Below are 21552 nucleotides of genomic sequence, written 5' to 3'. Positions count from 1 at the left end.
AATGCGACACTTGTCGCATACTTGCCTTCTGTGTAGCGGAAATACACCAAGTGTCGCGAGAATAAAATAAATGAAAGAAATTAAACCTTCCCCCACTGAGTTGGCTCTGCTGAAAGCGCTCTGGAAGCAAAGTCCCCTTAGTGCAAGAGAAATACATGAAAAGGTGAAATCTGAACTCCAATGGTCCTATTCATCCACCCGAAAAACGCTGGACAGAATGCGTGATAAATCACTTGTGATTCAGTCTGAGGTGCATGGTATTCAGGTCTATAAGGCGGCTCTCGATAAGGTTGAAACACTAGCTCACTATGCTACTGACTTTGCAACGCGGGTTCTTGAGCTGGATGGCCCTCTTCCTATAGCCATGTTTGCTAACAGTAAGCTAGTGGATGAAAAGGAACTGGAAGAACTGCAAGAAATGTTGAATAGCTGGCCAGATGCAGATTGAAGGCAAGAGGCGTGAAGTAATATGTTGGAATTAATATTCTCTTTGTCACCCTTTGCCTTCAATCTTCTGGTTGTATCTATATTTTCTTTTCTTTGGGCATGCCTCATATATATCGTTGTGAGGGGAATATCCTCTCTGGTTAGCACCAAGATTAAGATTGTTTACTACTGGCGTAGCTTCTGGATATGTACTTTATGCGTGATTAGCTTGCCATTCTTCCTTTCGCAATTGTTGGATATCTCACCAACAGGGTTGGTACCGGAAGTCAGTTATGAAGTCGCTCCACTCGATGTAAATCTTGGCCATCGTCTGGGAGCAAGCCCTTTATTGGAGGATGGAGCGCGAAAGTTAAGTGATATCGATATTTTGGCCAGCGGCTGGTTGATTTTTTATATTAGTGGAACATTACTGAGCCTATCATTGATGTTTCGACGGCATTATCGGCTGCATAGAGGCTTAGAGATAACGGCTAAAACAGTGATTAAGAAAAAAGTCATTGGTAGCCTATTAACTAGCGCGCAATATGAATACTTGTCTAAGAATAATGTACGAGTGATTGTTACAGAGGCTAAGTGCTCTCCATTTGTTTTCGGTCTTTTCAAGTTGAATCTCGTTTTGCCTAGTTACTTATTATCGATGGATGCAGGACAAAAGCAGCTAGTAATGGAGCATGAGCTAACACATATAAGAAGACATGACCCGATGTTGATCATGGCTGCTCATATATTGGGCTGTTTTTTATGGTTTATTCCATTTTTGAAGTGGTTTAAAGAACAATTGTCGTGGGCTATTGAGCTAAGTTGCGATCGAGAGGTTTTGAGGACCGCTGGTATGGGTTTAGGCAAAGTATACGCTCAAGCTATGCTTCGCACATTACAGGAGTGTTCGGGGCCAGATAATCGCAATGGTGTTGTGGCTTTCTCAATATTTGATAAGACCAGCCAGTTATCCTTGATTAAAAAGAGAATGTTAAATATTAGAGATGCTACTCAAGAGAGTGCTTCATCTAACAAGTTTAAAATGGGAGTTTTAAGGGGATCACTTATATTCTTTACAGTGTTTTTTACAGTTGTGGGGGCTATGGCAAAACCAAGCTTGTCGATAGTTAATCCTGAAGTAGAGAATTGGATAGTGCCAATTCAAAATGCTCGTATCAGTAGCCTATTTGGCGATTTAAATAAAGTTAGAAATAATTCACATCGAGGCACTGATTTTGCCGCGCCGCTCGGTACAGAGATAGTAGCTCCTGCTGGAGGAGTTGTTATCGTTTCAACTGATCACTATAGGCACAAAAATTATGGAAAGATTATTATCATTGATCATGGGCAAAACATCCAAACACTTTACTCACATTTAGATACTCGGGAAGTAAAGGTAGGACAAAGTATAAAAATGGGGCAGAAGATTGGAACAGTTGGTATTACTGGAAAAGTAACAGGCCCTCATCTTCACTTTGAGCTGATAAAACAAGGTGAGAGAGTAAATCCTGAATACTTACTGAAGTTGTGGTTTGGTTGATTTATGGCCGGGGTTCTAATGAGTAATGTCACATCCGGTGGGTTTTTTAGCTCCTACAGTAAAACGATTCTTAAGTGTATCTCTATTTTGTTGGTGGTGATATCCCCGTTAACGGTGATGGAAGCAAAGGGTTTATCTCAGCATGAAGGTTTTTTTAAGATCAATAATGATATCTTGACAATTTTTTTCTCTTCAAAGCCCAGTCAAATGCCTTTGAGGCTAGGAAACGGGCCAATAGTAGGTGTAAATCAAGAGGGTTCTTCTGCCTTAGAGAGCATGGTTGCCAGGGTAAAAGAGGTATCTCTTTCAAAAAATCAAGGAGTGCTTTCGTTACTGGCTGAAAACTCAATAGGGAAAGAAGAATCTTTAATGATTGTAAAGCTCTTATCAGAGTACCTCGATATCAATGCAGTAGCGGTTGGGAAGAAGTTTCTATTGGCCTTCGATGAAGAGTCACGGTTTCAAAGCCTTAGTGTAAATTTAGCATTTGCTGAGAGTTTGGAAATAAAGAAAGATGGCCAAGAATTGATTTCTGTAAAACAACAAAATCCAACGACCTTACAAAATTACTATGTCGAGGGAGAGATCAGCGGTAGTTTATATAATACAGGACTAAACTTTGGTCTAAATAATGCGGTACTGGTTAAATTGAATGAAATATTGAGCTATGAAGTAGACTTTCAGCGTGAGATTAGATCTGGAGATAGCTTCTCTGTTTTTTATAGTACTCGTCGGGATGAGTTAAAGGGTGACGAAGTTTTTCAATCGATACATTTTGCAGAAGTGTCATTGTCGAATGACGTGATATCTCTTTATCGCTATCAGGATGGCGATTCAGGAGTGGTTGATTATTTCCACCCTGATGGGAAAAGTTCAAGAAGTTTCCTAATGAAAACCCCTCTAGAGAATGCTCAGTTATCCTCATATTTTGGTAGACGTAAGCATCCGGTACTGGGTTTTACCAGGATGCATAAAGGACTAGATTTTGGAGCGCCTCTAGGCACTCCTATACTGGCTGCAGGTGATGGTATTATTGAGAGGGCTTCATATTTTGGTAGTTTTGGTAACTATATTCGAATTGGTCATCAATCGGGAGTCCAAACCATTTATGCACACCTAAGAGGTTATGCCAAAGGTATAAAGGCAGGTGTGAGAGTAGAGCAGGGGCAGGTTATAGGCTATCTGGGCGCTACAGGTAGGGTTCAAGGGCGGCATTTGCATTACGAAATACATAAAAATGGAAGGCCAGTTGATCCTCTCAGATTAGATCTCCCAGCTTCTAATAATTTATCGGGGAGGGCTTTGGATCGTTTTTTTGAATATGTTAAAGCGGTAGATAAAGATTTGGATGTCCACAGAGCTGTAAAGTAATAACGGGTTGTAGCTCTTTGTAATATCCAGCTCCATGAGTTTAATGTGATTTCATCCCCAATGTCCTTATAGATTTCTTATCTATGAAATTTCAGTGCTAATAGGGATTCAATATTGTGGGCAGAATACAATCTTCCAGGAATATAGTTTTCGACTATTTAGGATATATAGAGGGGTGGGGTTTGCGTAGGTTCACTTTTTTGTTAACAATATTATTATCTTTTGATTTTGCCGTGGCAGAAGAACTTGTTGTTGAGACTTCTGGGGAATTTAATATAAAAGGCTCTGAAATTTTTACAGTTTATTCAAAGATTCTGGGGCGAAAATATGATTTATATATCAAAACCCCCGCAGGATATAATGATAAGGCTGCGGAGAAATTAAAGTATCCGGTTCTATATCTTAATGATGGGCCTTATGCCTTTAAAGTTGCTGCAGGTGTTACACACCTAAAAAGTATGAATAAGGCTATTTTGGTTGGTATCTCTTTTGCCCATGGAGAGAATGGGCAGTTTAGTCGAGTGCGTGACCTTACTCCTGTACTTGATGAGAGCTGGAAGCGCTATAGGACTGGAGGTGCTCCGGAGTACCTGAGATTTATCGAAGAAGAAGTGATACCGTTTGTTGAGGTAAATTATCGTGCAAATCCTGCGAAGAGAATTTTGGCTGGCCAATCTTTAGGCGGATCATTTGGCGTCTGGGTGCTGTTGAGCAAGCCGGAATTGTTTTCCAGCTATGTCCTGACGAGTCCGTCACTTTGGTATAAGAATGAAATGATTTTTGATATTGAGGAAGAGTATTCAAAGAAGTATAAATCGTTAAATGCCAATGTTTACTTGGCTACCGGAGCTCTGGAAACCAAAGAAGATGGCCGAATGAGTAATGACATGGTGGATGGTCATAAGAGGTTTGTCGAGATTTTACGATCGCGAAAGTATACAGGCATATCTATCAACGATGAGATAGTAAGTGGAGCTGATCATTACTCGACCTTTCCCATTGGTTTGGCAAAAGGCCTCAGGTGGATTTATCAGGACCAATGGAACCTGCCTTAGCAGTTAAAAAGTATAACCTGAAGTGAGTCAACGAAGTTATGATTTGCTCTGATATGCGTTGAGTTACTTGTCTGTTTCTTGATCTAGTTGATTGTTCCTTGAGTGATGATTTATCGTGCTTGAAGGTAATGTAACTACAGTTTTTCAGTAAACCAAACTCTAGGCGCGCCAATGACCCCGGCCTTTTTTCTTGCCTTGTGGAGTTCACTGCTATTGACGAAAGCTTCGGCTTTTTCTTTTGAGGGGAACTCATGAATCACAGTAATATTATTGGGGCTACCTATCTCCTGATATATCGAGGTCTTGGTGGCCCCCATTTGATTCAGTATCGGTTTAAAATCTGTAAGTATTTCCTGCCATCTATTAAAATCCTCTACCTCGGCATGCATAAATAGATAGATCATTTTATGTCTCTCAGTTGGATTTTTAAGTCCGTGCTGTCAATCGATTTAACTATAGCATTGAATAACTTGGTTATGAGGTGAGGTGCTATGAACCCGGCAAGTAGAGAATAAGAGTTCATCTATTTCATTGCCGGGTTACGAAAGCTAGGTTGCCTGATGTGAAATTTTTCTTACGGGAGAAGACTAGTTCATCACACCAAGTTTGCAGCCCTTGTTTTTAATCTTCACCCATTTGCTCATAAAGTTGACTGGCGATGTGTAGGCTTCATAGATAACCGCTTGACCCCAGGGCGTCACAGCTCCTTGCATGGGCTTAGAATAGGAGAAGGATCCCATTACCCATGCGCTCTTAGTTACACAGTCCCCTTTGGTTGGGAAGCTGGATGTTAGGGTAGGGTTATGATTGTACACGAGATTGGTGGCATTCAAGAGTTGTTGGGCTCTGGTTACTACGGTGGCTACTTCGGTGTCACTTGCCGGGTGGACATAGACAGTTATGTCATTTGCTGAGCTTGGGTAGAACATCACATCATTCACTGTGCCATGAGTTTCACCGGAAGCTGAATTTTGCGCCCAAGTTTGCCAACTGCTGTCACAGACTTCGTCCCAGCTTTGAAGTCCATTCGCATTCACTACAAATGGAGAAACGTGTCCGCCACCCATGGTCTTTTTTATATTGCTAAGTGAAGTTAGTGTTTTTCCCGCTTGTATCATTACACCGACACAGCGCATATTGGCTGGGGTTACATCAAGCGCGGCGCTTAGATCAGCCAGCAGGTCATTACAGCTGGTCGCAACGGTGCGGCTCCGTACAAGGTTAGGCATTGCTTGCTCTCCTTTCTTGCATATGGGGGGGTGAAATTTAAGGTGGTTTTTTAATAGGTTTTCTCTTTAGCGATTTATTGAAGTTAGCTTTGAGTTATATTGGTCGCTTACATATTGATCTCTATAAGGTCTGCCTAATGATCATTGCTCGGAGCTAAGAGTAATTCCCCAGAATTGAAATAGGGAGCTATTCTATCGGAGCACCCTTGTGAGGGTTTTATTTTTTGCTGTAATCAATATCTATACTCTGTTTTGGCTAGAATATGGGTGCTCTTAGCGTGTGCAAATTCATATTTGTACGGCTCTATCAGCTCTCTTAAATATCGTTATTGCTCTGAGAGACATTTCTTTTAATAGTGCGATAAACTGCCTCTCGGCCATATTTTTTTCTGGAGAAATATAAAACTCTCCCGGAGATTGCTCGACAATTTTTAGGCCTTCTGGAAGAGTTGTCCCGGCGGGAAATCGGCAAATCCAGCCATCTTGGATTAACTGATTGATCCTTTCTTGGTTAAAAATTCTCACTCCTTTGCCATTTGCAATAATGATTTTCCTGTCGTTCAGCAAGGTTGTGTCAAGGTTGGCTGTCAAGAGCTCAGAAGTTTTCTCGCATTTGTGGAGACCATATTTAGGTAGGGAATCTGAGGCTATATAAATTTCGCTGAGGGGCATTTTGATCTCCCTGAAAAATAGCTCGGTCAATAGGCTTTTATGTTGTTGGTAATCTAATGTTTAAGGGTCAATTCCCAGTTTCTACCTGGCTTCAAAATGGAAAATATTTTTTTGTTTTTATTTAACTTCTTTTGGTGAATCATAACTGTGCCAAGTTCTTTGGTGCAACAAGTACTACTGTTTAACAGTTATATTTTAGATAATTTGAGGAGGGGTGGGTGTAAATTTCACACCTTGTATCAATTCGTCGCTTTTTGTAACTGGCTGGCACTTTTTGTTGAGGGTTAATCAAAAATTATCTATATAAATATTTTTTAATAAGCAGTGAGTGCTTGTGGTGAGGGTGTGACTGGAGTAAGTACTTAATAAGAACCTAGGTAGGCTTATTGAGTGAACAAATCACTCCTTCATTTTTTCCTGTTGTGGTTTTATAACCGATCGTTTTCAGGATGGTTGGAGCTGGCGGGCCGGCGGTTCATTGTGATTGTGATTGGCTGGTTTATGTAATTGAAAAATGGGGAGAGTGAATTATTTTTTCTGCTGTTTTTTTGAGATGTCTGTTGAAAAGCGAGAAGTTTCTTGTTGCTAAAGAAGCCGGGAGCATTAAGTTTGAGACGTTTTAGTTGTAAATTCCAGTGGCTGTTTAAGGTTGTGATGTTTACATCCTCTCATAGCGCGCAATGCGATCCTCAAACTATTAGGGTGAACAATCAGTATGGATAGTAAAAAAACACCGGATAAAAAAAATAAAATAGAAAGCGTTAGTCGGAGAACTTTCGCCAAGCGAGCTTTACAAGTCGGTTTGGCAACAGGAGCTGTAGCTACAGGTGTTAGCTCGGCACTGTCTGATACGTCAAATCAGTTCTATGATGAATATGACTATGTGATAGTGGGGTCCGGTGCGGGGGGTGGCCCACTGGCTGCAAACTTAGCGAGAGCCGGCTTCAGGGTTCTGGTGCTGGAAGCGGGTGCCAATGATCCTAGTGATAACACACATAATATCCCTGCCTGGCACCCCTTCGCATCAGAGGACCGCAAGCTCAGCTGGGATTTTTTCGTTAAGCACTATGCAGATCTAAGCCAGCAAAAACTGGATAGTAAATATATACCTGGCAAAGGTATTCTGTATCCCAGAGCAGCCACTATAGGTGGATGTACTACCCACCATGCGCTGATCACCGTCTATCCCCACAATAATGACTTTGATCGTATTGCAGAGAGTACCGGGGACAGCTCTTGGGAAAGCTGGAATATGCGGCGATATTTCCAGCGTATAGAGCGCTGCGAGTATGTGTCCCGTCCGGTTTTCTCTAACCCTTCACGGCATGGGTTTGATGGTTGGTTGCCTACCAATCGGGGTAATCCGGCTTTGTTACTGGAAGACCCCGCAATACTGAAAATTTTTAAGGCGGCCTTGGCCAAATATGGCTTGGAAGGAGCTATCGACCAGATAGTTACGGGCAGCTTGAACCTTGATATCAATCATTGGGATGTGGCCAGCGGTTTAGAGGGGCCGTTTATTGCACCCATGGCGGCTGATAGTAAGAGTCGGCGCAGCGGTGTACGTGAGCATTTGCTGGATACACAGGCGATTTATCCCAACTTATTGCACATACGCACTAATGCCCTGGCTACACGGGTGCTGTTTGAAGGCAAAACTGCGGTGGGTGTAGAGTTTCTTGATGGGGCAAGCTTGTATAAAGCAGACCCTTATTACAATGAAAGCGGCTCCGCTGGTACTTTGCGGCAAGTGCGTGCCACTCGCGAGGTAATACTGTCGGGAGGGGCCTTCAACAGCCCTCAGTTACTGAAGCTCTCCGGTGTTGGTCCTGCGAGTGAGCTGCGAGATTACGGGATTGAGCCGGTTGTTGATTTACCCGGGGTAGGTGAGAACCTTCAGGATCGTTATGAGGTGGGTGTGGTCAGTGAGATGACAGAAGACCTGGCTCTGCTGAAAGACTGCACTTGGGGGGAGGAGGGTGATCCCTGCTTGAACCGATATCGCTATGGCTGGTTGAATAAGGGCCCTTATAGTGGCAATGGCCCAGTGCTATCCCTGGTGAAACGTTCAAAACCTGATTTGGAAGATCCAGATCTGTTTATCTTTGGAGTACCTTCAGATTTCCATGGTTATTTCCCCGGTTACTCAGAGGCGCTAAGGAATTACAAGGACCGTTTCTCCTGGATTGTGTTGAAAGGGCATACAAACAATACAGCTGGGCGGGTGACGTTGCGCTCTGCTGATCCACGAGATACACCGGATATCAATTTCCACTATTTCGGTGAGGGTAATGATGCTTCGGGTGATGATCTTGCGGCTGTTATCGAGGGGGTGAAGATCTCCAGAGATATAATGTCTGGTCCCGTTGTTGGCAAGAAGGTATCAAGAGAATTATTACCTGGGGCTGACATCCAATCAGATCAACAGATTGGTGACTTCGTTAAAAACCAATCCTGGGGGCATCACGCCTCCTGCTCAAACAAAATGGGGCCTGCCAGTGATCCCATGGCGGTGGTTGATAGCAAGTTCCGAGTTCACGGTACCAATAACCTGAGGGTTGTGGATGCTTCTGTGTTCCCTCGGATCCCCGGATTCTTTATCGTAGTGCCGGTCTATATGATCAGCGAGAAGGCCAGCGATGACATTATCGCAACGGCTACGGGGCAAATTGCCTGAGGTATCCCGTTTAAATAAAAGCAGGAAAAGAAAAAGCCCCGCGTGCGGGGCTTTATTGCATCAGAACGAGATGTTCTTTGGCGTGCGCGGGAAGGGGATCACATCGCGGATATTACCCATCCCGGTAACATAGGATACGATGCGGTCAAAGCCCAGGCCAAAGCCGGCGTGGGGCACAGTGCCGTAGCGGCGCAGATCGCGGTACCAGTCCAGGTGCTCCTTGGGAACTTCCATTTCATCCATGCGTTCATCGAGTTTCTCCAGGCGCTCTTCCCGTTGGGCACCGCCGATAATCTCGCCGATTCCCGGTGCCAGTACGTCCATGGCGGCAACGGTCTTACCGTCGTCATTCATGCGCATGTAGAAGGCTTTGATATCCTTCGGGTAGTTCATCACGATAACCGGCTTCTTGAAGTGTTTCTCGGCCAGGTAGCGCTCGTGTTCGGAAGCCAGGTCGATACCCCAGGATACAGGGAATTCAAACTTCTCCTTGCACTTCTCCAGGATTTCGATTGCTTCGGAGTAGTTGATGCGGGCAAAGTCATTATCAACGATGTTCTCCAGGCGGCTGATAGCCTCTTTGTCGATACGCTGGGCGAAAAAGGCCATGTCATCGGCACGCTCTTCCAGTACCGCTTTGAAAACGTACTTCAGCATTTGCTCGGAGAGATCGGCTACATCTGCCAGATCCGCAAAGGCGACTTCTGGCTCAACCATCCAGAACTCCGCCAGGTGGCGAGTGGTGTTGGAGTTTTCTGCGCGGAAAGTAGGGCCAAAGGTGTATACTTTGGACATGGCCAGACAGTAGCTTTCCACGTTTAACTGGCCGGATACGGTGAGGAAGCTCTCCTCGCCGAAGAAATCCTTGCTGTAATCCACAGCGCCCTTATCAGTGCGCGGTAGGTTTTCCATATCCAGGGTACTGACCCGGAACATTTCCCCGGCGCCTTCACAGTCAGAAGCGGTGAGGATTGGAGTATGCACGTAGAGGAAGCCGTTCTCGTGATAGAAACGATGAATAGCCTGGGCGATACAGTTACGTACGCGGGCTACGGCACCGCTAACGTTGGTGCGTGGGCGCAGGTGGGCGTGCTCCCGCAGGTGCTCCATGGTGTGGCGCTTTGGCGACATAGGGTAGGTATCCGGGTCTTCAACCCAGCCTACAACTCGAACTTCTGTGGCCAGCAGCTCGATGGATTGTCCCTTACCCTCAGAAGGTTTGATGGTACCGAGGATATCCACTGCACAGCCGGTAGTCAGGCGCTGCACTTCTGACTGATAATTGTGCAGGTGATTCTCAGCGACTACCTGGATCGGGTCAAAGCAGCTGCCATCATGCACGGCCAGGAAGGATAGGCCGGCCTTGGAGTCGCGGCGGGTTCTGATCCAGCCCTGCACGCGAACTTGTTCTCCTTCGCGGCCGCTGGACTTCAATAGGCTATCTACGGATTCGACTTTTACTGTCATTTTCTATCGGTTTCTCGCTGGTCCTAAAAGGTGGAATATCGCCAACTTGCCTAAAAGTTGTACAATCCACCAAGCTGAAGTTACGGCGGGCATATTGACCTGTTGCCGAGGGGAAATCCAGTCCCTTGACCATTTGGGTGCCCAGAGGGCAGGGGGTTACCAGGAAATCTCTATGGGTGTTCCGGTTGGTACCAGGGCCATAAACTCATCCTTTTCATCGTTGCTGAGAGCGATACAGCCATCCGTCCAGTTAATCCGTTGGGCGAGTGCCGCAAGCCAGCCCAGACCATTACGCTGGCCATGCACCATGATAAAGCCTATTGGAGAAACGCCTCGTTGCAGGGCCTGGGCCTTGTCTTGAGCGTTGGGGCAGGAGATATGCATAGCGCGGTAGTAGGAAAAGTCCTCTTTTTTATGATTCAGTATGTAACGCCCTTCAGGCGTTTTCTCATCTCCCTCCTCTGACTTGTGCCCCTTGGGGGATGCACCAAAGGTGACCCGGTAGGTATTTACTATCCCCTGTCCATCCATAAGTAACATCTTGTTTTCCGACTTAATAACTCGAACCAGAGTGACCTCGGCTCTGGCAAAGCTAGTTAAAAGCAGGAGTAAAATTGCAATAGGTTTCATTCCTGGGCTCTCCGGTTATTTAATGTTTGCAGAAATAAAGAGGAAAGGAGTGGTAAGTAGGTCGTTTGACCATGAGTGGTCTGCGGGGGCTTTCTGGGAGATTTATATTTTTTGCTAACCAATGTCCCTGGAGAAATTGCATGGGCCAGAAATCTAGTGGAGAGGGGAATGCGAGCAAAGCCGTTGATATTGGCTGCCAGTTTTTTCAGTTGAGATGCCAGTGTTGGGCAGTGTCGATGTTCTTAAGTAAACCAACCAGCTGACTGATATTGAAGCTAGTAGTCGCTGGCCTCTCCCGATTTTCAGGTCTGTAGTTAACTGTGTTTTTGAGTTGGGTTAATTTTGAGGGAGCCTGCTTGAGGTTCGTTGAGAGCCAGGCAGGGAATCCTGCCCGGTGTAGCTTATGGGAGCTTTAGCTTAGCCTCGGGGCTTAACTACCGTATGTAAAACGGTATCCTGCTCAAAAAAAACGTAAAAATCGGTGTATTCCCAGCGTGTGATAGCTGGCTCACCGATAGGGCCCTTGATGCTCAGGGGCTCACCCAGTCTTGTGGTTACGTCATTTTTCTTCATTCCGCGAACTTCCTCGAAGGAGGATTCGCCACCCTGAGTGCCCACTGGCATCTCGATGGGCTTTGCCTGGGCGCCGAATGCAAAAAGCAGTGCGACGGTACCAGCAATATGGGCGACCCCGTTGCGATTTCTGCTGAACATTTATTGTTCTCCAATTTTGGTGTTCGATTACGCCACCTCATTAGAACAGAAATAATGCCAAAACACTTGGCTTTCTTCACGTTTTTCATTGTCAAAAAGCATTTTGACCAAAGAAAAGGGATGGATAGGGTGTGCTAGGCTGACTAGTACGCTTGGTCCTGCGAGCAGGCTCGGATGCGACTTACAAGAATATTTTCGGTTTTCGGCTTGCTGATTGGCGCTATATTTTTTGCGCTGTCCCTTACGCCCTCCCTGATTCCCCGCAGTGCATTTATGCAGGGCATTCTGGCTGGTACGGCTTTCACCTTTGGTTATATCTTCGGTCTGTTTGTGCACTGGTTATGGAATTACCTGGAGATTCCTGATATCCCGGTTAATCAGTGGCAGCGGCGTATATTGAAACGTGGAGCTTTAGTTTTTTGCATCTGTCTGATCATCGGTTTTCTTTGGCAGGGAACTCATTGGCAGAACTCAATTCGTGCATTGATGGGGATGGCGCCAGTATCTGGAGTTGGGCCTGTGACCGTAGGAGTGGTTGCCCTCCTGGTCTTTCTAATCTTTTGGTTGTTGGGTAAAGGGTTCCGTAGGATTATTCGGGTAGTCACGGTCCGTTTGGAAAAATATATCCCTGAGCGGGTGGCCTTGCTCACGGGGTTATTTGTGGCCCTAATACTATATTGGAGTGTTTTAAATGGCGTACTTCTTAACGCGGGGCTACATACGATTGCGCTGATATCTGAGAGAGTCGATACCGCAGTTGCCGAGGGTTTACCACCACCAAAAGACCCAAATAAGACTGGTGGAGCACATTCCCTTTTGTCTTGGGACAGTGTTGGGCACCAGGGGCGGCGCTTCCTTTCACTCGGCCCAACTAAAGAGGATATCAGGGAAGTAGCAGGGCGAGGCATTGAACCAATACGTGTGTTTGTGGGGCTGAATGCAGCCGAAACCCCGATGCAGCGAGCATACCTGGCCCTGGAAGAACTGAAACGCCTTCAGGCCTTCGACAGGGAGATACTCCTGATTGCTACGCCCACGGGGGCTGGCTGGATCGATCCAGGTGCGGTCAACTCACTGGAGTTTTTATATCGGGGGGATGTGGCGACGGTTGCAGCCCAGTATTCCTATCTGCCCAGTCCGGTGGCTCTGCTTACTGATGATCAGTATGGATTGACGTCCGCCAGGGCGCTGTTCAAAGTGATATATGAGTATTGGGAGAACCTTCCCGTAGAGACCCGCCCTCGGCTCTACTTATTCGGTCTTAGCCTGGGTGCGCAGTTATCTGAAGATTCATTTGACTTCTATGACATTATCGATGATCCCCTGGATGGCGCTCTCTGGGCAGGCCCTCCCTTCGGTACAGGCATTTGGCGCATAATCACCGATAATCGCGATCCTGGAACCCCGGCATGGTTACCCCAGTTTAAAGGGGGGGAGGTAGTACGTTTTGGCAATCAGTATGGTGGTTATTTGGGGCAGGAGCCGTGGGGCCGGTTCCGTATTGCGTTTTTGCAACATGCCAGCGATCCCATAGTCTTTTTCGACTTGCGCTGGATGTTTCGTAAACCCGATTGGCTGGAGCGCCCCAGGGGGCCTGATGTATCGCCGGATCTGCAATGGTTCCCTGTAGTAACAATGTTACAACTGTTGGCGGACCTGAATGTGGGTATAGCCCCCCTGGAGTTCGGACATCGATATTCCCCTGCCGGGTATATATTGGCCTGGATGGCGTTGACCGAACCCCCGGATTGGAGTGAAGAGGAATTAAAGCGTCTGCGCGTAAAACTGAGATCCTATCCGGTGCGGTGAGATTTCCCAGACGCCATGAGTCCGTGGGTTTTTCTTGTTAAAAGCAGTTTGTGGCTTAAAGATCTACCCGCCTTAAGTTGCGGGGCTCTATGCTAGGCTGACGTTAAGCTTGGTCTAGCAGGCAGGCATGGATGCGAACAACAGTAGTCGCTTTTTCAGTTTCTGGCCTGCTGCTGGGCGCGATTTTTTTTGCTCTGAGCCTGACCCCTTCACTGATTCCGCGCAGTGCTATTGTCCAAGGCATCCTTTCTGGAGTCTCTTTTACCGTCGGCTATTCCTTTGGTGTACTTTTTCGCCGACTTTGGAAGTACTTAGATATTCCAGATATTCCACTAAATAATCGGCAGCGGCAAATACTGAAGCGCTGGGTAATTATTTTTGGTTTTTTCCTGATTTCAGGGTTTCTCTGGCAGGGTACCTACTGGCAGAACTCTGTGCGCTCATTGATGGGTATGCCTGCGGTATCTAGTACCGGCCTTATTACGATTGGGGTTGTGGCATTCGCTATATTTGTATTCTTCAGGCAGCTAGGTAAAGGCTTCCACAAGATAGTTCTTGCAGTATCGGCACGGCTGGGAAAAAGGATTCCTGAGCGGGTGGCAATTCTTGCTGGGCTGCTGGTGGCACTGTTGCTTTACTGGGGCATTTTAAACGGGGTACTTCTGCAGTCGGGTCTGCATACAATTTCAGTTGTTTATGAACAGTTAGATGAGGTTATTGCCGACGATCTGCCTCCGCCGGAAGATCCCAATCAGACAGGTGGGGCAAATTCGTTTTTGTCTTGGGACAGCATGGGACACCAGGGGCGCCGATTTCTGACGCTGGGACCTACCGCTGAGGAAATCAAGGAGATTGCCGGAGAGGGAATAGATCCTATTAGGGTTTATGTGGGGCTGCACTCTGCTGAAACTCCTAAGCAGCGCGCTCTCTTGGCGCTCGAGGAATTGAAGCGACTCAAAGCGTTTGAAAGGGAAATTTTGCTGATTGCAACTCCGGTAGGGGATGGTTGGGTTGATCCGGGTGCGGTGAATTCCCTCGAATTCCTATATCGGGGTGATGTGGCCACGATAGCGGCTCAGTACTCATACTTGCCGGGTCCGATCGCATTGCTGACGGATGACAAATATATCCGAATGTCGGCTCGCTGGCTGTTTAAGGTGATTTATGATTACTGGGAGACTTTGCCTGCCAGTACGCGCCCAAGGCTTTATCTATTTGGACTTAGTTTGGGTGCACAGCTTTCCGAGGATTCATTTGAGTTCTACGATATTATCGACAATCCCATCGACGGTGCGCTTTGGGCAGGGCCTCCATTTGGAATGGGCGTCTGGCGAATGATTACCGATAATCGTGATCCAGGCACGCCCGCCTGGTTACCTCAGTTTAAGGGTGGTGAGGTAGTGCGCTTTGGCAATCAATACGGTGGCTACTTGGGGCAAGAACCCTGGGGTAGGTTCCGCATTGCATTCCTTCAGCACGCCAGTGATCCAATAGTCTTCTTTGATTTACGCTGGATGTTCCGAAGGCCTGATTGGCTGGAGCGCCCCAGAGGACCGGATGTGTCCCCGGATCTTCGGTGGTTTCCTGTAGTTACCATGCTGCAGTTGATCGCGGACTTTAATGTGGGGGTAACACCGCGGGATTTTGGGCATCGCTATTCACCGGCTGGATACACCCTCGCTTGGATAGCCCTGACGGAGCCTCCCGATTGGAGTGAAGCGGAACTCAAACGCCTGCGGATGACGCTAAAAACTCAGTCAAAGCGCTGATGTTGTGTAAATGCTTGGATTTCTTAGTCCTTTTCCGTTTAAATCTGCTCTATGTTAAAACCTGTACCCCTATTTATCGGCCTGAGGTATGTGGCTGCCCGGCGTCGGCAGCAGTTCATTTCCTTTATCAATGGCTTCTCTTTGGTGGGCATGGCGCTGGGCGTTCTTGCGCTGATCGTTGTGACTTCTGTAATGAATGGCTTCGATCGTGAGCTTAAAACACGGATTCTCAGTGTGGTTCCCCACGGTTTTATTGAGCGTGAAGGGGGACTACAGAACTGGCAAGGGGTGGCAGAGCAGATTGAGCAGCAGCCCCACGTTGAGGCGGTCAGCCCCTTCGTTAAGGGTTTTGCTCTGTTGAGCGCCTATGGTGACAGTCATGGAGTGCAGTTTCAGGGAGTGGAACCGGCTGCCTTGCGCAATGTCTCCCAAGTGGGCGAGAACATGATTTTGGGCAGCCTGGATGAGTTGAAGCCGCGTAGCTATCGCATTGTGCTTGGCCGTATCCTGGCTCAGCAGTTGAATGTGATGCCCGGTGAGTCTGTGATACTCACTCTGCCTCAAGTTTCGGTAACCCCTGCCGGTATTTTTCCCCGTACTAAACGTTTTACAGTAGCTGGCGTATTTTCCGTTGGTGCCCAGGTGGATCAAAATATTGCCCTGATGAATATTGAAGATGCGGCCCGTCTAATGCGCATACCGGGCAAGGTCCAGGGGCTGCAGCTGCGCTTCGATGATATGGATAACGCTTTAGGTAGGGTTCCCCTGTATGCCAGCGAGTTGGGAGAGGGTTTTAGCGGTGAAGACTGGAGCCATTCCCAGGGCAACCTGTTCCAGGCGGTGAAGATGGAGAAGACGGTAGTCACATTGATGCTGATGATTATCGTTGCCGTCGCTGCTTTTAATATCGTATCGGCCCTAGTCTTGATGGTGGCAGATAAGCGCTCTGATATCGCAGTGCTTAGGACCCTGGGACTTACATCCCGGCAGATTATGGCGGTGTTCGTGGTGCAGGGCAGTGCAATCGGCCTGATAGGTGCTTTTAGTGGCGCGGTATTGGGGATATTGATAGCACTCAACCTGACCGAGATGGTTACTTGGGTTGAGAACCTGCTGGGGGCCAAAATATTTGACCCGCGGGTATTTTTTGTCAGTTATCTGCCATCAGAATTCCGAGTTGGTGACGCCGTTGTTGTGCTTTCCGTGGCTATTTGCATGAGTCTTCTGGCGACCCTTTTTCCAGCTTGGCGCGCGGCTCAGATCGAGCCTGCAGAAGCTTTGCGCTACGAATAAATGTCAAAAATCAATTGATTAGTAATGATTGTTGACATGATTTATACGAATTGAGAGACGACGAATAGATTGATGAATAGCCGAGTGGAAATAGATACCGAGCAAGCTCGTCCGGCACTGGATACCCATGATGCCGTGCTGGCCTGTCATAAGCTGTGCAAGAGCTACCGACAGGGGGGTAGGGATCTCGCAGTCTTGCGAGGTGTTGAGCTGGAAGTGAAGCGTGGCGAAAAGCTGGCAATTGTTGGTGCTTCCGGGTCTGGTAAATCCACTCTGCTCAATCTGTTGGGCGGCCTGGATACGCCAAGCTCTGGCGAAGTGCGGGTGGCGGGCCAAAATCTGGCGGACTTGAATGCCAATGAACGCGGCTGGCTGCGCAATACCAGTCTTGGCTTCGTCTACCAGTTTCACCATCTTCTTAATGAATTCACCGCCCTGGAAAATGTGGCTATGCCACTGCTGATTGGAAAGCACAGTGTGGCGGATGCCCGTGCCGAGGCAAAAGCCATGTTGGAGGCAGTGGGTCTAGGTGAGCGAATTGGCCATAAGCCCTCGCAGCTTTCCGGTGGTGAGCGCCAGCGTGTGGCTATCGCGCGTGCGCTGGTTACCCGTCCAGCCTGCGTGTTAATGGACGAGCCTACTGGCAACCTGGATAGGGCAACAGCCCAGGAAATTCACAGGCTGATGGATCAACTCAACCAGGATATGGGTATCAGTTTTGTAATCGTTACCCATGACCCGGACCTTGCTGCAGCACTGGATCGCTGTTTGCACTTGATAGATGGCGAACTTCTCAGCGACTGGCATCAGGGTGACCATGTTTAAGCCGCTTCCCGCATTTATTGGCCTGCGTTATGCCGGCGCCCAGCGGCGAAGTGATGACTCCGCCGGACTGGTTTCCTTTATTTCCGGCTTGTCGATGATCGGCCTAGTCCTCGGCGTCGCTCTGATGATTGTGGTGATGTCGGTGATGAACGGTTTCGATCGTGAGCTGCGCGACAGAATTCTCGGCATTATGCCCCATGCAACCATTTACAACGCCAGCTCCGAGGTAGATTGGGCAGCGATGCGAAAAAAGCTGGCTGCCGATGCTCAGGTAATGTCTGCGGCTGAGGTTTGGCAGGTAAACGCACTAGCTCGGCGTGGCGCCGAGGTAACACCACTGCTGGTCCAGGGGGTTAACCCCGAAACCATTGTTGAAGTTTCGAATATCAGCGAGTTTCTGAGCCCCGAGGCATTTCCGGCAATGCTTAATACTGTTGAGCCCGGCGTAGTGCTCGGGCGTGGTATCGCCGAGAAGCTAGGGGTGGAAAAGGGCGATTACCTCTCCCTGATTGTGCCAAACAACGATGCGGCCTCTGGTGGTCGCCGTGCTGCCAGGGTGGCTGGTTTTAGGGTTGCGGAGGTGTTTCACTCTGGAACCGCCCTTGACCAAACGCTGGCTCTGGTCTCTTGGGACCAGGCCAAGGCACTGGCAGGCAGTAAGGGCGGAGCAGGGGTGCAGTTGCGCGTTACAGAGATGCTGGAGGCCAATTGGATTATGCGCCGACTGCTGCAGGAGCTGCCCAGGGAGGGTTTCTATGGCACGGACTGGAGTCGAACCCATGGCAATCTTTACCAGGCGATCCAGATGTCCCGCAATCTGGTGGGGCTGCTGGTCTTGCTGATAATTGCCATCGCTGCCTTCAATGTGGTTTCCACACTGGTAATGGTGGTGATAGATAAGCACACGGATATCGCCATTCTGCGTACCATGGGTGCCAGCACCCGCCAGATCCTGCTCACTTTTGTTAGCCAGGGCGCATTAGTCGGCCTGGTCGGGGCTCTAGTTGGCGGTGCCCTTGGGGTCTTGGGTTCGCTCACAGTGACAGACCTGGTGGCGGGCCTTGAGTCACTCTTTGGTATCCAGTTCCTCAAGTCTGATGTCTATCCGGTGGACTACCTGCCCTCGGAATTATCCTGGGCAGATGTAGCGTTAGTCGTAGGTGCAGGGTTCCTGCTCAGTCTCCTGGCTACTCTCTACCCTGCGTTGCAGGCTAGCCGTGTGCAGCCAGCCGCGGCGTTACGCAATGAGTAGAGGGCCCAAGCGTGAGAAGCGTTGCCGGAGTGATGCGTAAATTATTACCTGTTCCTTTGGCGGCCACAGCGTGGGTAGCAGTATTGTTCGGTACTTTGTGGTTTGATGAGTGGCGGGTGAAAACCTTCTGTCCACCTGGCTTGCGTGAAGGTTCCGTCTGTTATGCGGAGGGGTGGGAGATGCACCCTCTCTGGTTGGTGAGTATGGGAGCCGCCCTTTCTGCCCTTGCGGTTATTTGGGTCGTTGCACTTTCTGCCAGCGGAGATCGTGCAAAGGCGGCAACCATAGCTTTCCTGTTTGGGGCTCTTGCTGCACTGGGGCTGGGTATCGCTACCGACTACTCTCTACCCGCGCTAGTAGCTGTTGGTGTGGGCGCAGGGGCTTTATGGAGTGTCAGGCAGTTTTGCCGTAGGGGTGCTAGCTGACAGCGGAGCGCCGTTCCAGGCGCAGTTTCCAGCGTTTTACCACGTGCCAGCGCCAAAGGGCGCGCATAGAAAAATAGGCCAGGGTAGCAAAGAAAATACCCGCCAATAGTGAGCCGAAAAATAGCGGCATCCAAATCTTTCCTACTTCTTCCGTGAGCCACTCCCAGGATAGCTCGATATCAAAGTCCACTGGTGGGGTGCCCAGAATCCAGGCACCCAGTTTATAGGTGCTGTAGAAGATAGCCGGCATGGTGAGAGGATTGCTAATCCACACCAGAATTATCGATAGCGGCAAATTGCAGCGCAGCCATAGGGCTAACAGTGCGGCAATAATCATCTGTCCGGGCAAGGGCAGGAAGCTGGTAAATACGCCAACTGCGAATGCAACTGAAACCGAGTGCCTATTCAGATGAAATAGGTTGGGATCGTGGAGAAGAGTCCCCAGAAACTTGAGCCCGTTCTTGGCTCGGATTTCTTCGGGGCTTGGCAGCCATCGCCTGATAATACTCTTCGGCATAACTCTGTCTGAAACCTGGGTGCTGGCAGCCTTTTTAAATGAGCGCTGTACCGGGGTTTGGAAATTCTTGCGTAGGGATTTTTTCCCACCCCAGATAAGCATAGAGCGCCCCCGGTAGTGGAGCATGGCGTATCTGGCGCGGGCGCTATTATGCCCACTTCGGTGTTGCAAGACTACTGCTGCCGCAAAAGTCATTCTTCACTTCAAATTGTCAACAATCTGTCTTAAGTACATTAGTTGACGCTCAGGTCGTAGTGTTTTAAGGTCTGCGGGATTTTAAGATTGTCGACAATGTTAAGGGCAAATGGCTACTATTGGTATGAACGTCCCGATACGTGAAGCCCATCAGAGTCTGGCTGAGCGTCTTTTTTTGACACTGCGCGGTGAGATTGTAGAGGGGCGCATCGCTGCGGGCAGCAAAATTAGTGAGCCTGAGCTTGCCCGGCGTTTCAATGCTAGCCGGGGGAGCCTGCGCGAGGCTCTAATGCGCCTGGAGTCCCTGGGTTTGTTGGAGCGCAGAGTGAATGTGGGCGCCCGTGTGGTCGAGCTGAGTGAGCGGGGCCTATTGGAGCTCTATGAGGTGCGTGAAGCCCTTGAGGGCATGGCCTGTAGGCTGGCAGCTGAACAGCGCAGTGACGAGGACTTGGTGGCTTTGCGCAGAATGCTTGCGGGCCACGAGCAACAGGAGGAGCTGCAGGCTGGCAAGGCCTATTTCCAACCGGAAGGGGATTTCGACTTTCATTTTCGCATAGTGCAGGCGTCCAAAAATGATTTACTGATCGACACGCTATGCAATCGTCTTTACTACCGTGTTCGTATGTATCGCTACCAGTTGGGTATGGCCAGTCCCAGGGCCCAGCGTGCGTTTCGCGAACACAGCCATATCATCGAAGCCATAGAAGCGGGGGATGGGGAGCTGGCAGAGTTATTAATGCGCCGGCATATCCGCGCTTCCAGGCAGAATATTGAAAATAAACTGAGGTAGAGTATGAGCAAAAAGCCTTCCGCCGGCGCGCGTTTTCGCACCGCACTTGCAGAAAATTCACCGTTACAGGTAGTCGGTACCATTAATGCGTATTCCGCGATCATGGCCGAACGTATTGGCCACAAGGCAATTTACCTTTCCGGTGCAGGTGTTGCCAACGCCTCCTACGGTCTGCCCGACCTGGGTATGACGAGCCTCGACAATGTACTCGAGGATGTTCGCCGTATTACCGCTGCCAGTGACCTGCCGCTGTTGGTAGATATAGATACTGGCTGGGGCGGTGCTTTCAATATCGCTCGCACCATTAAAGAGATGATTTGTGCAGGCGCAGGTGCAGTGCATATTGAAGATCAGGTTGCACAAAAGCGTTGCGGCCATCGCCCAAATAAGGAAATCGTTTCCAAGCAGGAAATGGTGGATCGTATCAAGGCTGCAGTAGATGCCCGTACCGATGATGACTTCTTTATTATGGCCCGCACCGATGCCTTTGCTCAGGAAGGGCTGGATGCGGCCATTGAGCGTGCCCAGGCATGCATTGAGGCCGGTGCCGACGGTATCTTTGCTGAAGCAGTCACTGAATTAGAGCACTACAGAGCGTTTAAAGAGGCATTGAACGTGCCGATTTTGGCAAATATTACCGAGTTTGGTAAAACCGAACTGTATAACACCAAAGAGTTGGGTGACGCCGGTGCAGATATCGTACTGTATCCGTTGTCGGCGTTCCGCGCTATGAATCGTGCTGCGGAAAATGTGTACACCAGCATTCTGCAAAATGGCGACCAAAAAGCGGTTGTGGATACCATGCAAACCCGTGAGGAGCTGTACGACTACCTCAATTATCACGTGTTTGAGCAGAAACTCGACGAGCTGTTCAAGAAGTAACGGATTTTCGTTTC

Annotated in this window: 20 protein-coding genes; 13 read left to right on the top strand and 7 right to left on the bottom strand. The window is 48.5% G+C overall.

All coding sequences use genetic code 11. From position 1 onward, the window contains the following. Window positions 1-70 precede the first annotated feature (70 nt). The 4 genes from ABWV76_RS14010 (at window position 71) to ABWV76_RS13995 (ending at window position 4392) form a co-directional block, all read left to right on the top strand. Window positions 71-448 carry a BlaI/MecI/CopY family transcriptional regulator gene (locus tag ABWV76_RS14010; RefSeq protein ID WP_020412993.1) on the top strand — a complete coding sequence of 126 codons (378 nt, stop codon included), beginning with the start codon at window positions 71-73 and terminating at the stop codon, window positions 446-448. 21 nt (window positions 449-469) lie between these two features. Further along, a complete protein-coding gene (locus tag ABWV76_RS14005; RefSeq protein WP_353376288.1) occupies window positions 470-1966 on the top strand; it encodes a peptidoglycan DD-metalloendopeptidase family protein in 1497 nt (498 codons plus the stop codon). Between the two features lie 18 nt (window positions 1967-1984). Next, window positions 1985-3337, top strand: coding sequence for a M23 family metallopeptidase (locus ABWV76_RS14000; protein WP_353376287.1), 1353 nt, complete (start codon window positions 1985-1987; stop codon window positions 3335-3337). 182 nt (window positions 3338-3519) lie between these two features. Further along, complete coding sequence (locus ABWV76_RS13995; protein WP_353376286.1) at window positions 3520-4392, top strand: alpha/beta hydrolase; 873 nt, start codon at window positions 3520-3522, stop codon at window positions 4390-4392. A gap of 134 nt (window positions 4393-4526) precedes the next feature. Here the strand turns inward: ABWV76_RS13995 and ABWV76_RS13990 are convergent, their stop codons facing one another. The 3 genes from ABWV76_RS13990 to ABWV76_RS13980 all read right to left on the bottom strand — a co-directional run bounded on the left by ABWV76_RS13990 (window position 4527) and on the right by ABWV76_RS13980 (window position 6293). After that, the gene (locus tag ABWV76_RS13990) at window positions 4527-4796 is read right to left on the bottom strand and encodes a DUF1330 domain-containing protein (RefSeq protein WP_353376285.1); all 270 of its coding nucleotides are present in this window, start codon (window positions 4794-4796) and stop codon (window positions 4527-4529) included. 183 nt (window positions 4797-4979) lie between these two features. Further along, window positions 4980-5621: a hypothetical protein gene (locus ABWV76_RS13985; protein WP_020412988.1), complete on the bottom strand. Its 642-nt coding sequence runs from the start codon at window positions 5619-5621 to the stop codon at window positions 4980-4982. A gap of 288 nt (window positions 5622-5909) precedes the next feature. Next, window positions 5910-6293, bottom strand: a complete 384-nt coding sequence (locus ABWV76_RS13980; protein WP_020412987.1) for a hypothetical protein — start codon at window positions 6291-6293, stop codon at window positions 5910-5912. A 715-nt stretch (window positions 6294-7008) separates the two neighbouring features. On the opposite strand from ABWV76_RS13980, the gene ABWV76_RS13975 reads away from it, so the two are divergent. After that, a complete protein-coding gene (locus ABWV76_RS13975; protein WP_353376284.1) occupies window positions 7009-8970 on the top strand; it encodes a GMC family oxidoreductase in 1962 nt (653 codons plus the stop codon). Between the two features lie 60 nt (window positions 8971-9030). Here the strand turns inward: ABWV76_RS13975 and asnS are convergent, their stop codons facing one another. The 3 genes from asnS to ABWV76_RS13960 all read right to left on the bottom strand — a co-directional run bounded on the left by asnS (window position 9031) and on the right by ABWV76_RS13960 (window position 11781). Beyond that, the gene (gene asnS / locus ABWV76_RS13970) at window positions 9031-10437 is read right to left on the bottom strand and encodes an asparagine--tRNA ligase (protein ID WP_020412985.1); all 1407 of its coding nucleotides are present in this window, start codon (window positions 10435-10437) and stop codon (window positions 9031-9033) included. Window positions 10438-10593: 156 nt separating this feature from the next. Continuing rightward, window positions 10594-11067 (bottom strand): L,D-transpeptidase family protein, encoded by a 474-nt coding sequence (locus ABWV76_RS13965; RefSeq protein WP_353376283.1) that lies wholly within the window; start codon window positions 11065-11067, stop codon window positions 10594-10596. A 417-nt stretch (window positions 11068-11484) separates the two neighbouring features. After that, on the bottom strand, window positions 11485-11781 hold the full coding sequence (locus ABWV76_RS13960; protein WP_020412983.1) for a hypothetical protein: 297 nt from the start codon (window positions 11779-11781) through the stop codon (window positions 11485-11487). A 174-nt stretch (window positions 11782-11955) separates the two neighbouring features. Here ABWV76_RS13960 and ABWV76_RS13955 point away from each other — a divergent pair, with 174 nt between their 5' ends. The 6 genes from ABWV76_RS13955 to ABWV76_RS13930 all read left to right on the top strand — a co-directional run bounded on the left by ABWV76_RS13955 (window position 11956) and on the right by ABWV76_RS13930 (window position 19154). After that, the gene (locus tag ABWV76_RS13955) at window positions 11956-13590 is read left to right on the top strand and encodes an alpha/beta hydrolase (RefSeq protein ID WP_020412982.1); all 1635 of its coding nucleotides are present in this window, start codon (window positions 11956-11958) and stop codon (window positions 13588-13590) included. A 131-nt stretch (window positions 13591-13721) separates the two neighbouring features. Beyond that, window positions 13722-15359, top strand: coding sequence for an alpha/beta hydrolase (locus ABWV76_RS13950; protein ID WP_020412981.1), 1638 nt, complete (start codon window positions 13722-13724; stop codon window positions 15357-15359). A gap of 51 nt (window positions 15360-15410) precedes the next feature. Beyond that, window positions 15411-16652 (top strand): lipoprotein-releasing ABC transporter permease subunit, encoded by a 1242-nt coding sequence (locus ABWV76_RS13945; RefSeq protein WP_020412980.1) that lies wholly within the window; start codon window positions 15411-15413, stop codon window positions 16650-16652. Between the two features lie 72 nt (window positions 16653-16724). After that, on the top strand, window positions 16725-17477 hold the full coding sequence (lolD, locus tag ABWV76_RS13940) for a lipoprotein-releasing ABC transporter ATP-binding protein LolD (RefSeq protein ID WP_282953354.1): 753 nt from the start codon (window positions 16725-16727) through the stop codon (window positions 17475-17477). Continuing rightward, a complete protein-coding gene (locus tag ABWV76_RS13935) occupies window positions 17470-18729 on the top strand; it encodes a lipoprotein-releasing ABC transporter permease subunit (protein ID WP_353376282.1) in 1260 nt (419 codons plus the stop codon). The genes lolD and ABWV76_RS13935 overlap by 8 nt, the downstream gene beginning before the upstream one ends. A gap of 11 nt (window positions 18730-18740) precedes the next feature. Next, a complete protein-coding gene (locus ABWV76_RS13930; protein WP_157533447.1) occupies window positions 18741-19154 on the top strand; it encodes a hypothetical protein in 414 nt (137 codons plus the stop codon). Here the strand turns inward: ABWV76_RS13930 and ABWV76_RS13925 are convergent. Next, entirely contained in the window at window positions 19147-19866 is a 720-nt protein-coding gene (locus ABWV76_RS13925; RefSeq protein ID WP_353376281.1) for a DUF2062 domain-containing protein, read from the bottom strand. The two genes, ABWV76_RS13930 and ABWV76_RS13925, sit on opposite strands and share 8 nt — an antisense overlap. A 124-nt stretch (window positions 19867-19990) precedes the next feature. On the opposite strand from ABWV76_RS13925, the gene ABWV76_RS13920 reads away from it, so the two are divergent. Then, complete coding sequence (locus ABWV76_RS13920; RefSeq protein ID WP_026305046.1) at window positions 19991-20656, top strand: GntR family transcriptional regulator; 666 nt, start codon at window positions 19991-19993, stop codon at window positions 20654-20656. Between the two features lie 3 nt (window positions 20657-20659). Further along, the gene (gene prpB / locus ABWV76_RS13915; RefSeq protein ID WP_353376280.1) at window positions 20660-21538 is read left to right on the top strand and encodes a methylisocitrate lyase; all 879 of its coding nucleotides are present in this window, start codon (window positions 20660-20662) and stop codon (window positions 21536-21538) included. The last annotated feature ends 14 nt before the right edge of the window (window positions 21539-21552 follow it).

It is taken from the genome of Microbulbifer sp. NBRC 101763 (assembly GCF_040371615.1).
GTDB classification, from domain to species: domain Bacteria; phylum Pseudomonadota; class Gammaproteobacteria; order Pseudomonadales; family Cellvibrionaceae; genus Microbulbifer; species Microbulbifer variabilis.
The sequence above is the reverse complement of the archived record's forward strand: the minus strand, read 5'-3'. Positions and strand labels throughout refer to the sequence as shown.

What these genes read in the sequence shown, in the direction of transcription:
- ABWV76_RS14010 (WP_020412993.1), top strand. Translation starts at nt 71, where the DNA reads ATGAAAGAAATTAAACCTTCCCCCACTGAGTTGGCTCTGCTGAAAGCG.
- ABWV76_RS14005 (WP_353376288.1), top strand. Translation starts at nt 470, where the DNA reads ATGTTGGAATTAATATTCTCTTTGTCACCCTTTGCCTTCAATCTTCTG.
- ABWV76_RS14000 (WP_353376287.1), top strand. Translation starts at nt 1,985, where the DNA reads ATGAGTAATGTCACATCCGGTGGGTTTTTTAGCTCCTACAGTAAAACG.
- ABWV76_RS13990 (WP_353376285.1), bottom strand. Translation starts at nt 4,796, where the DNA reads ATGATCTATCTATTTATGCATGCCGAGGTAGAGGATTTTAATAGATGG.
- ABWV76_RS13985 (WP_020412988.1), bottom strand. Translation starts at nt 5,621, where the DNA reads ATGCCTAACCTTGTACGGAGCCGCACCGTTGCGACCAGCTGTAATGAC.
- ABWV76_RS13980 (WP_020412987.1), bottom strand. Translation starts at nt 6,293, where the DNA reads ATGCCCCTCAGCGAAATTTATATAGCCTCAGATTCCCTACCTAAATAT.
- ABWV76_RS13975 (WP_353376284.1), top strand. Translation starts at nt 7,009, where the DNA reads ATGGATAGTAAAAAAACACCGGATAAAAAAAATAAAATAGAAAGCGTT.
- asnS (WP_020412985.1), bottom strand. Translation starts at nt 10,437, where the DNA reads ATGACAGTAAAAGTCGAATCCGTAGATAGCCTATTGAAGTCCAGCGGC.
- ABWV76_RS13965 (WP_353376283.1), bottom strand. Translation starts at nt 11,067, where the DNA reads ATGAAACCTATTGCAATTTTACTCCTGCTTTTAACTAGCTTTGCCAGA.
- ABWV76_RS13960 (WP_020412983.1), bottom strand. Translation starts at nt 11,781, where the DNA reads ATGTTCAGCAGAAATCGCAACGGGGTCGCCCATATTGCTGGTACCGTC.
- ABWV76_RS13955 (WP_020412982.1), top strand. Translation starts at nt 11,956, where the DNA reads ATGCGACTTACAAGAATATTTTCGGTTTTCGGCTTGCTGATTGGCGCT.
- ABWV76_RS13950 (WP_020412981.1), top strand. Translation starts at nt 13,722, where the DNA reads ATGCGAACAACAGTAGTCGCTTTTTCAGTTTCTGGCCTGCTGCTGGGC.
- ABWV76_RS13945 (WP_020412980.1), top strand. Translation starts at nt 15,411, where the DNA reads ATGTTAAAACCTGTACCCCTATTTATCGGCCTGAGGTATGTGGCTGCC.
- lolD (WP_282953354.1), top strand. Translation starts at nt 16,725, where the DNA reads ATGAATAGCCGAGTGGAAATAGATACCGAGCAAGCTCGTCCGGCACTG.
- ABWV76_RS13935 (WP_353376282.1), top strand. Translation starts at nt 17,470, where the DNA reads ATGTTTAAGCCGCTTCCCGCATTTATTGGCCTGCGTTATGCCGGCGCC.
- ABWV76_RS13925 (WP_353376281.1), bottom strand. Translation starts at nt 19,866, where the DNA reads ATGACTTTTGCGGCAGCAGTAGTCTTGCAACACCGAAGTGGGCATAAT.
- ABWV76_RS13920 (WP_026305046.1), top strand. Translation starts at nt 19,991, where the DNA reads ATGAACGTCCCGATACGTGAAGCCCATCAGAGTCTGGCTGAGCGTCTT.
- prpB (WP_353376280.1), top strand. Translation starts at nt 20,660, where the DNA reads ATGAGCAAAAAGCCTTCCGCCGGCGCGCGTTTTCGCACCGCACTTGCA.